We start from the raw sequence: 7,623 nt of genomic DNA on the forward strand, positions 1-7,623 counted from the left end.
TCGGTTGCAACCCTTAACCCGACGTCGGGACTCCGTCCGATCGCGATTGCGGTGCGGATCTCGCGTCATTTGAAGATGAAAGACCCTATGGCTGACGACATGAGCCTCTCCCCCTCCCGCGATGATTTCGCAGCACTGCTCGACGAGTCCCTTGGCGGACGCGACTTCATGGAAGGCCAGGTGGTCCACGGACTGGTTGTGGCCATCGAGAAGGACTTCGCGATCATCGACGTCGGTCTGAAGACCGAAGGCCGGGTTTCGCTGAAGGAATTCGGCATCGGCGACGGCGAGAGCCGCGATCCGCCGAAGGTCGGCGACTCGGTCGAGGTGTTCCTGGAACGCGTCGAAAACGCCATGGGCGAAGCCGTCATCAGCCGCGAGAAGGCCCGTCGCGAAGAGGCCTGGACGCGTCTTGAAGTCGTCTATGAAAAGAACGAGCCGGTGATGGGCGCCATCGTCGGCCGCGTGAAGGGCGGCTTCACCGTCGACCTGGGCGGCGCCTCGGCGTTCCTGCCGGGTTCGCAGGTGGACATCCGTCCCGTGCGCGACGTCGGCCCGCTGATGGGCAAGGAACAGCCGTTCGCGATCCTCAAGATGGACCGCCCGCGGGGCAATATCGTGGTCTCGCGTCGCGCGATCCTGGAAGAAGCCCGCGCCGAGCAGCGCACCGAACTGGTCGGCCAGCTGCAGGAAGGCGAAGTCCGCGACGGCGTCGTCAAGAACATCACCGACTACGGCGCGTTCGTTGACCTGGGCGGCATCGATGGCCTGCTGCACGTCACCGACATGAGCTGGAAGCGCGTCAATCACCCCAGCCAGGTGCTGGCGGTGGGCGATACGGTCAAGGTGCAGATCGTCAAGATCAACCCGGACACCCAGCGTATCTCGCTGGGTATGAAGCAGCTCCAGTCCGATCCGTGGGACGGCGTGGAAGCCAAGTATCCGATGGGCGCGAAGTTCACCGGCCGCATCACCAACATCACCGACTACGGCGCCTTCGTGGAGCTGGAAGCCGGCGTCGAGGGCCTGGTGCACGTCTCCGAAATGTCCTGGACCAAGAAGAACGTCCACCCGGGCAAGATCGTTTCCACCTCTCAGGAAGTGGATGTGGTCGTGCTGGACGTCGATCCGTCCAAGCGTCGCGTCAGCCTCGGCCTGAAGCAGGCCATGGCCAACCCGTGGGAAGCCTTCGTGGCCACCCACCCGATCGGCACGACCGTCGAGGGTGAAGTCAAGAACGCCACCGAGTTCGGCCTGTTCATCGGTCTGGAGAACGACATCGACGGCATGGTCCACCTGTCCGATCTGGACTGGGCGATCCCCGGCGAGGAAGCCATCGCCAAGTACAACAAGGGCGAGATGGTCAAGGCCCGCGTGCTCGACGTGGACGTTGAGAAGGAGCGTATCTCGCTCGGCATCAAGCAGCTTGGCGGCGACCCCATGCAGGGCGACACCTTCCGCAAGGGCCAGACCGTGACAGTCACGGTCACCGAGATCACCTCGGGCGGTATCGAGGTGAAGTTCGGTGAAGACGACGCCCCGATGTCGGCCTTCATCCGCAAGTCGGACCTGAGCCGCGACCGCGCCGATCAGCGCCCGGAGCGTTTCGCCGTCGGCGATCGCATGGACGCGCAGATCACCAACATCGACAAGGCCGCCCGCCGGGTGTCCCTGTCCGTGAAGGCCCTGGAAATGGTCGAGGAAAAGGAAGCTATCGAGAAGTTCGGCTCGTCCGACTCCGGTGCCTCGCTCGGCGATATCCTGGGCGCCGCGCTGCGCGAGAAGGCTCAGAAGGAATAGGTTTCACCCTCGTGTGAAGTGACAGGACGGCGGATCGGGAAACCGGTCCGCCGTTTTTTCTTTGTTGAATGCCCAGGCGCGTGGGTCAGGTTCGGGTCACAGCGTTCGCGCTTGGGCCCAAGGTTTTGAATTCCTTATTCTGCCTTGATCCGTGCGCGGGCTTCCTCATATGGTCTCGCTGGTTCGAGGGGCCCCATGATCAAGTCCGAGCTCATCACAAAACTGGCGGAAGAGAACCCGCACCTGACCCAGCGCGATATCGAGCGCGTCGTCGGGGTGATTCTCGAGCGGATGATCCAGGCGCTGGAAGACGGTGGTCGCGTCGAGCTTCGTGGCTTTGGCGCGCTGTCCGTGCGCTCGCGCGACGCGCGCGCCGGACGCAACCCAAGGACAGGCGAAACCGTGGATGTCCAGGCCAAGCACGTGCCGTTCTTCAAGAGCGGCAAGGAACTTCGAGAGCGCCTAAACGCCGACGACGAATAGCCCCTGTCTGGAGATTACATCATGACGATCGTGTCCGAGTTTCGTGAGTTCATCGCCAAGGGCAATGTGATTGATCTTGCCGTGGGCGTGATCATCGGTGGCGCCTTTGGCAAGATCGTCACCAGCATGGTCGACCAGATCATCATGCCGCCGGTCGGGTTGATGCTGGGCGGTCTGGACTTTTCCAAGCTGCAGTGGGTCCTGCGGCCCGACGACGCCGCAACCCCCACTTCGGAACTGGTGGCGATCCAGTATGGCGCCTTCGTCAACACCATGATCCAGTTCCTGATCATCGCCTGGGTCGTGTTCCTGCTGGTCAAGGGCGTGAACAGCCTTCGTCGCGCGGAAGCGGCCGCCCCCGAGGCTGCGCCTGCACCGCCGGCCCAGGAGGTGCTGCTGGCCGAGATCCGCGATCTGCTGAAAAAGTAGCCGCGCATTCAGGTCTTGCGGCGACGAGGGTTAAACCCCTAATCCGCAGCCATGACACCGGCGACCAAGATCTGCGGGGTTTCCACCCCCGAGGCCGTGCGCGCGACCGTCGAGGGCGGCGCGGCCTTTCTGGGTTTCATGTTCTTCGCCAGAAGCCCGCGCAACATCGCGCCCGATGCTGCTAACCGGCTGGCGCCGCCGGCGCGGGCGGCCGGCGTGAAGATCGTGGCGGTCACGGTCGATCCGTCCGACGACGAGATCGACGCCATCATGGCCGGCCTCGCCCCCGACCTGATCCAGCTCCACGGCAAGGAACCCCCTGCGCGGGTCCGCGAGATCGCCCAGCGAACCGGAAGCGGAATCATCAAGGTGATCGCGGTCGCCGAGGCCTCCGATGTGGACGCCGCCAGGACCTACGAGCCGCTGGTCGAGCACCTGATGTTTGAAACCAGGCCGCCGAAGGATGCAGACCGGCCCGGCGGCCTGGGCGTCACCTTCGACTGGACGCTGCTGAAGGGCCGGCGGTTCGAGCGGCCCTGGTTCCTGGCCGGCGGTCTCAATCCCTGGAATGTGGCCGATGCCGTTGCGGCATCCGGCGCGCCGATTCTCGACGTTTCCTCTGGCGTGGAGCGCGGTCCCGGACTAAAGGACCCCGCCTTAATCCAGGCATTTCTTGACGCCGCCCGCCGCGTCACGTGAGCTGATTGTGAACGCCCCGACCCGACCCAACGACTATACGGCCTATCCCGACGCTTCGGGACGCTTCGGCGACTATGGCGGCCGTTATGTTCCCGAGACCCTGATGCCCCTGGTCCACGAGCTGGACGCCGCCTACCGGGCGGCCAAGGCGGACCCGGCGTTCCAGGCCGAGCTGGACAGTTTCCTGACCCACTATGTGGGCCGGCCCTCGCCCCTGTACCTGGCCAGCCGCCTGACCGACCACTTCGGCGGGGCGAAGATCTATTTCAAGCGTGAGGAGCTGAACCACACCGGCTCGCACAAGATCAACAATTGCATGGGCCAGATTCTGCTAGCCCGCCGGATGGGCAAGACCCGGATCATCGCCGAGACCGGCGCGGGCCAGCACGGCGTGGCTTCGGCCACCGTCTGCGCCCGGTTTGGATTGCCGTGCATCGTATATATGGGCGCGGTCGACGTTGAGCGGCAGAAGCCCAATGTCTTCCGGATGAACCTGCTGGGCGCCCGCGTCGAGGCGGTCACCTCGGGCTCGGCGACGCTCAAGGACGCCATGAACGAGGCCCTGCGCGACTGGGTCACCAATGTCCACGATACCTACTATCTGATCGGCACCGCAGCGGGCATGCATCCCTATCCGGAGATGGTGCGCGACTTCCAGTCGGTGATCGGTCGCGAGACCCGCGAACAGATGCTGGCTATGGAGGGCCGGCTACCGGATGCGGTGGTGGCCTGCGTGGGTGGCGGTTCCAACGCCATCGGCATTTTCCACCCCTTCCTCAATGACGAGAGCGTCAAGCTGATCGGGATCGAGGCGGCAGGTGAAGGCATGGACACCGGACGCCATGCGGCCGCGATCAACGGCGGCCGTCCCGGGGTCCTGCACGGCAACATGACCTATCTGCTGCAGGACCGGGCGGGCCAGATCACCGAGGCGCACTCGATCTCCGCCGGCCTGGACTATCCCGGCATCGGGCCCGAGCATTCCTGGCTGCACGATGTGGGACGCGCTTCCTACCTGACCGCCACCGACAATGAGTCCCTGGAAGCCTTCAAGCTTTGCGCCCAGCTTGAGGGTATCTTGCCCGCCATCGAGACCGCCCACGCACTTGCCCGGATTGGCGACATCGCCCGCGACGTAGGCAAGGGCGGCATCATCGTGCTGAACCTCTCGGGTCGCGGCGACAAGGATGTGGGCACGGTCGCGGCGCATCTGGGGATGCAGATTTGAGCTCGTTGCGCGCTACCTCCCCCGCGAAGCGGCGGGAGGGGGACCGCGCCCCGCAGAGGGCGTGGTGGAGGGGGCAGGCCGCCTGCTCGACACCGACGCTTCCGATGACTCAGTATCTGGGGCTTGCCCCCTCCATCCCCCGCTCTTCGGCGGGCGGTCCCCCTCCCGCCACTTCGTGGGGGAGGTAAGGCGATGAAGGATCGTATTGATCGCCGCTTCGCCGCGCTGAAGGCCGAGGGCCGGGCCGCGTTCGTAACCTATGTGATGGCCGGCGATCCGGACGCCGCGACGGCGCTTGAGATCTTGCGCGGGCTGCCGGGCGCAGGCGCCGACATCATCGAACTGGGCTTCCCGTTCTCCGACCCCCTGGCCGAGGGCCCTCCTATCCAGCGCGCGGCGCAGCGGGCGCTGGCCAAGGGCATGACCCTGCAGGGCGTGCTGGATCTGGCCCGCGCCTTCCGTGAAGGCGACGCCGACACGCCCGTCATCCTGATGGGCTACACCAATCCGCTGATCACCTGGGGCTACGAGGCCTTCGCCCGCGACGCGGCGGCCGCCGGGATCGATGGCATGATCGTCGTCGACTGCCCGCCAGAGGAGGCCGAGCCGCTGGCCGATGCTCTGGACGCCGTGGAGCTCTCGCTCATCCGCCTGGCGACCCCCACCACCGACGATGCCCGCCTGCCGGTGGTGATCCGCCGCACGTCGGGATTTGTCTACTATGTCTCCGTCGCGGGCGTGACCGGCGTCAAGTCGGCCGACGCCTCTACGGTGGCGCCTCATGTCGAGCGCGTGCGCAAAGCCTCCGGACTGCCGGTGGCGGTAGGTTTTGGAATCAAAACGCCGGAGATCGCCGCCGCGATCGCCCGTGTGGCCGACGGCGTGGTGGTGGGATCGGCCCTGGTGGATGAGGTTGCCGAAGCCCTCGAACTGAACGAAGACGTGACTGGACGGGTCCTTTCCAAAGTCAATTCTCTGGCTAAGGCTGTACGTCTTGCGCGTCGGAGCCTCACGGCGGTTTGAAATCCATGGCGATGGCTGATCATCGAAACGACAAACCCGGTCGTCCTGCCCCGCGTGAACGTCGCGGCTGGCTGTCGCGGATTGCGCCCGGGGTTCGAAACTTCGCCAAGCGCGACACGCCGGAGAACCTCTGGGTCAAATGCCCCGACACCGGCGAGATGCTGTATCGCCCTGATCTCGAGGCGGCGCTTTGGGTCACGCCCTCGGGCCATCACATGCGGATCGGCGCCAAGATCCGGCTGGACGGCACCTTCGACGAGGCGCGCTACGAGCGGCTGGCGACGCCCTCGGTGGTCGAGGACCCCCTGGGGTTCCCGGACGACAGATCCTATGGAGACCGCCTGAAGGCTGCCCGCAAGGCGACCGGTGAACAGGACGCCATGGCCGTCGCCTTCGGGCGCATCGTGGGCCAGCCGGCGGTGGTCATCGTCCAGGACTTCGCCTTCATGGGCGGATCGCTGGGCATGGCGGCGGGCGAGACCTTCATCATGGCCGCCAAGGAAGCCGTGAAACGTCAGGTTCCGCTGGTGATCTTCACCGCCGCCGGCGGCGCGCGCATGCAGGAGGGCACGCTGGCCCTGATGCAGATGGCCCGCACCACCCTGGCGCTGAACGAGGTGAAGTCGGCGGGACTGCCCTATGTGGTCGTGATGACGGACCCGACCACGGGCGGGGTGACGGCCTCCTACGCCATGCTGGGTGATGTCCATCTCGCCGAGCCCAATGCGACGATCGGTTTTTCGGGTCGGCGGGTGATCGAGCAGACGATCCGGGAGACCCTGCCTCAGGGCTTTCAGCGTTCGGAGTTCCTGGTGGAGCACGGCATGATCGACCAGGTCGTCAAACGCGCCGATATCCCGGAAAAACTGAGCTCGATCCTCAAGACCCTCATGATGGGGCGCGAACGTCTTTCCGCCGCCTGATGTGACCCAGGACCCCGGCTTCGATCCGATCCGCGCCTCCGATGCGGTGATCCAGCGGTTGCGCGCCAATCATCCGACCCTGATCGACCTTACGACGGGCCGTGTTGAACGCCTGCTGGCGGTGTTGGGTCGGCCTGATCTGAAGCTCCCGCCCGTCATTCATGTGGCGGGCACCAATGGCAAGGGCTCTACCGTGGCCTTCCTGCGCGCCATCGGCGAGGCGGCCGGGCTGAGGGTGCATGTGCTTACCTCCCCGCATCTGGTGCGGTTCGCCGAGCGGATCCGTCTGGCCGGAAAGCTGATCACGGACGCCCAGCTCGCCGACCTGATCGAACGGGTCGAGGCCGCCAATGCCGACGAGCCGATCAGCTTTTTCGAGATCACCACGGTGCTGGCCTATCTGGCCTTCGCCGAGACGCCAGCCGATCTGTGCGTGGTGGAGGTCGGGCTCGGCGGACGCTTTGACGCCAGCAATGTGTTCGAGGCGCCCGCCGTCAGCGTGATCACGCCGGTGGACTATGATCACGTGGAGATGCTGGGCCCGGCGCTCTCCAACATCGCCTGGGAGAAGGCCGGCATCATAAAGCGGGGTCGCCCCGTGGTCGTGGCGCGTCAGGACGATGAGGCGCTGGCGATGATCGAGCGCGAGGCCGACGACCGGATGGCCCCGATGCTGTTGATGGGAAGGGATTTCGACGCCTGGGAGGAGCGCGGCCGACTGCTGGTGCAGATGCCCGATCGCCTGCTGGACTTGCCGGCGCCCAGCCTGTTCGGCGGCTACCAGTTCGCCAACGCCGGCCTGGCGGTAGCGGCGGCCCTGACCTTCAACCACGACCTGGCCGACGAGGATCTGGGCCGTGGCGTGGCGTCTACCGTCTGGCCGGCGCGGATGCAGCGTCTGACGGCGGGCCCGCTGGCGGCCCTCGCCAGGGCGCGTGGCGCCGATCTTTGGCTGGACGGCGGCCATAACCCCCACGCGGGCCGGGCGTTGGCCGAGGCGGCGGCCCGGATCGTGGATCGCGACCCACGGCCTCTGGT

8 protein-coding genes are annotated in these 7,623 nt (G+C 65.9%); all 8 read left to right on the forward strand.

Annotation, left to right across the window (positions count from 1 at the left end):
- Positions 1-87: 87 nt before the first annotated feature.
- Positions 88-1,800, forward strand: coding sequence for a 30S ribosomal protein S1 (rpsA, locus tag ACIQ42_RS02800; protein ID WP_397420697.1), 1,713 nt, complete (start codon positions 88-90; stop codon positions 1,798-1,800).
- A gap of 195 nt (positions 1,801-1,995) precedes the next feature.
- Complete coding sequence (locus ACIQ42_RS02805) at positions 1,996-2,283, forward strand: integration host factor subunit beta (RefSeq protein WP_397420698.1); 288 nt, start codon at positions 1,996-1,998, stop codon at positions 2,281-2,283.
- Positions 2,284-2,304: 21 nt separating this feature from the next.
- Positions 2,305-2,712: a large-conductance mechanosensitive channel protein MscL gene (gene mscL, locus ACIQ42_RS02810; protein ID WP_397420699.1), complete on the forward strand. Its 408-nt coding sequence runs from the start codon at positions 2,305-2,307 to the stop codon at positions 2,710-2,712.
- A gap of 51 nt (positions 2,713-2,763) precedes the next feature.
- On the forward strand, positions 2,764-3,411 hold the full coding sequence (locus ACIQ42_RS02815) for a phosphoribosylanthranilate isomerase (RefSeq protein ID WP_397420700.1): 648 nt from the start codon (positions 2,764-2,766) through the stop codon (positions 3,409-3,411).
- A 7-nt stretch (positions 3,412-3,418) separates the two neighbouring features.
- Positions 3,419-4,639, forward strand: coding sequence for a tryptophan synthase subunit beta (gene trpB / locus ACIQ42_RS02820; protein ID WP_397420701.1), 1,221 nt, complete (start codon positions 3,419-3,421; stop codon positions 4,637-4,639).
- Positions 4,640-4,831: 192 nt separating this feature from the next.
- The gene (gene trpA, locus ACIQ42_RS02825; RefSeq protein ID WP_397420702.1) at positions 4,832-5,662 is read left to right on the forward strand and encodes a tryptophan synthase subunit alpha; all 831 of its coding nucleotides are present in this window, start codon (positions 4,832-4,834) and stop codon (positions 5,660-5,662) included.
- Between the two features lie 5 nt (positions 5,663-5,667).
- Entirely contained in the window at positions 5,668-6,585 is a 918-nt protein-coding gene (accD, locus tag ACIQ42_RS02830; RefSeq protein ID WP_397420703.1) for an acetyl-CoA carboxylase, carboxyltransferase subunit beta, read from the forward strand.
- Between the two features lies 1 nt (position 6,586).
- Positions 6,587-7,623: bifunctional folylpolyglutamate synthase/dihydrofolate synthase (locus ACIQ42_RS02835; RefSeq protein WP_397420704.1), on the forward strand; the 1,037-nt coding region annotated here is incomplete at its 3' end.

The sequence above is a fragment of the Phenylobacterium sp. genome, assembly GCF_044372605.1.
Taxonomy (GTDB): Bacteria; Pseudomonadota; Alphaproteobacteria; order Caulobacterales; family Caulobacteraceae; genus Phenylobacterium.